Annotated in this window: 1 protein-coding gene; it reads left to right on the plus strand. The window is 68.2% G+C overall.

Annotated elements, in window-relative coordinates; all coding sequences use genetic code 11:
- Positions 1–1,554: hemagglutinin repeat-containing protein (locus tag VTU_RS26295; protein WP_010102502.1), on the plus strand; the 1,554-nt coding region annotated here is incomplete at both ends.

The following is a 1,554-nucleotide window of genomic DNA, read 5'->3' on the forward strand; positions in this document are numbered from 1 at the left end:
GCTATGCGCTGAACGTTCCTCTCGGTCAGGGCGGCGCCCAGGGCCGATCGGGCCAGTTCCACAGCGCCGCGACCACGCAGCAGCTGACGACGCTCAATGCCGGCCAGGCCCTGAGCATCACGGCGGCAGGCGACGCGCACTTCAGCGGCACGAACGCCACTGCGGGGACCGATCTGACGGTCCAAGGCCGCAACGTCCACATCGAAGCGGCCAAGAACAGCCTGACCATCGATCAGCAGAACGCGCGCAAGGATGCTTATCACCGCATCGCCCAGACCAACGAGACCCTGGTCGGCGGCGCCTTCACTGCCGGGCGCAACGCGACCCTGATTGCCAACGGCGCCAAGGCGGATGGCCAGGGCAACGTCACCGCGGTGGGCGCGACGATCGCTGCGGGCACGGGCCAGGCGAGTTTGATCGCAAGCAACGACGTCACGGTCCAGAACGCGACGACCGGGCACGGCCAGGCAAGCGAGAGCTACGACCGCAGGAGTGGCCTGTTCTCGAACAAATCCACGCAGCGCGCCGACGGCAGCCAGAGCACCCGCGTCGCCGGCAGCAGCATCACCGGCAATACCGTGCTGCTGCGCGCGGGCAATGACGTCACGCTGCAAGCCAGCCAGATCAACGCGACCGGCAACGCATACATCAGCGCCGGGCGCGACGTGAACGTCACGACGGCGCAGGAGAGCAGCAGTGCAAGCAGCTTGTTCGAGCAAAACAGGCGCGGCCTGTCGGCGAACCTGGGCCAGATCAGCTTCGGCAAGTCCGCGCAGAAACAGACGCAGGCGCTGCAATCGACGACCCAGGTGGGCAGCAGCATCAGCGGCGCCAACGTGGCCATCACGGCGGGCCGCGACGCCACGTTCGGCGCCAGCACGGTGCTCGCCGACCAGGACGTCACCGTGCGCGCCGGGCGCAACATCCTGCTGTACACCGCGACCGATACGGAGAACACGCAAGCCCAGGCGCAGAGCAGTGCCACCGTGATCGGGCTCGCCCCCACGGGCCTCAGCGGGCGCTTCACGATGTTCGGCAAGAACAGCGCGTCCCAAGCCGGGCGCGGCACCACCACGCGCGAGCACACCAGCGGGCTCTCGGCCACCGGCGGCAATCTGACGCTCACGGCCGGCACCGACGCGCAGTACAAGGGCACGGGCCAGGGCAACGTCATTGGCCAGGGCGCCGTGCTGCTGGCCAAGGACCGGGTGAGCGTCACCGGCAATGCGGTGGACCTGCAAGCCACGCAGGACACCAGCCACAGCGCCATGGATTCCCGCAGCCGAAGTGTGACGGCGGGCAGCCAGCTCGCCGGCGCCCTGGGCACGGCCGTGACGATGATCGGCGACCGGATCACCGGCGCAGACAACACCTCCAGCAGCAGCCGCTTGCAAGCGGCCCAGACGCTCAAGGCTGGCTACGACGCGTACAAGCTGGCGAATATCGTGCAGCAAGGCGGCGCCCAGGCTCTGACCGATACCAGCGCCGGAATAGGAGTAAGCGCCACCCTCAGCGTGACCAAGAGCGAGGAACAAGCCAGCCGATCCGACAGCA

Source organism: Verminephrobacter aporrectodeae subsp. tuberculatae At4 (assembly GCF_000193225.1).
Classification (GTDB): Bacteria; Pseudomonadota; Gammaproteobacteria; order Burkholderiales; family Burkholderiaceae_C; genus Acidovorax; species Acidovorax aporrectodeae.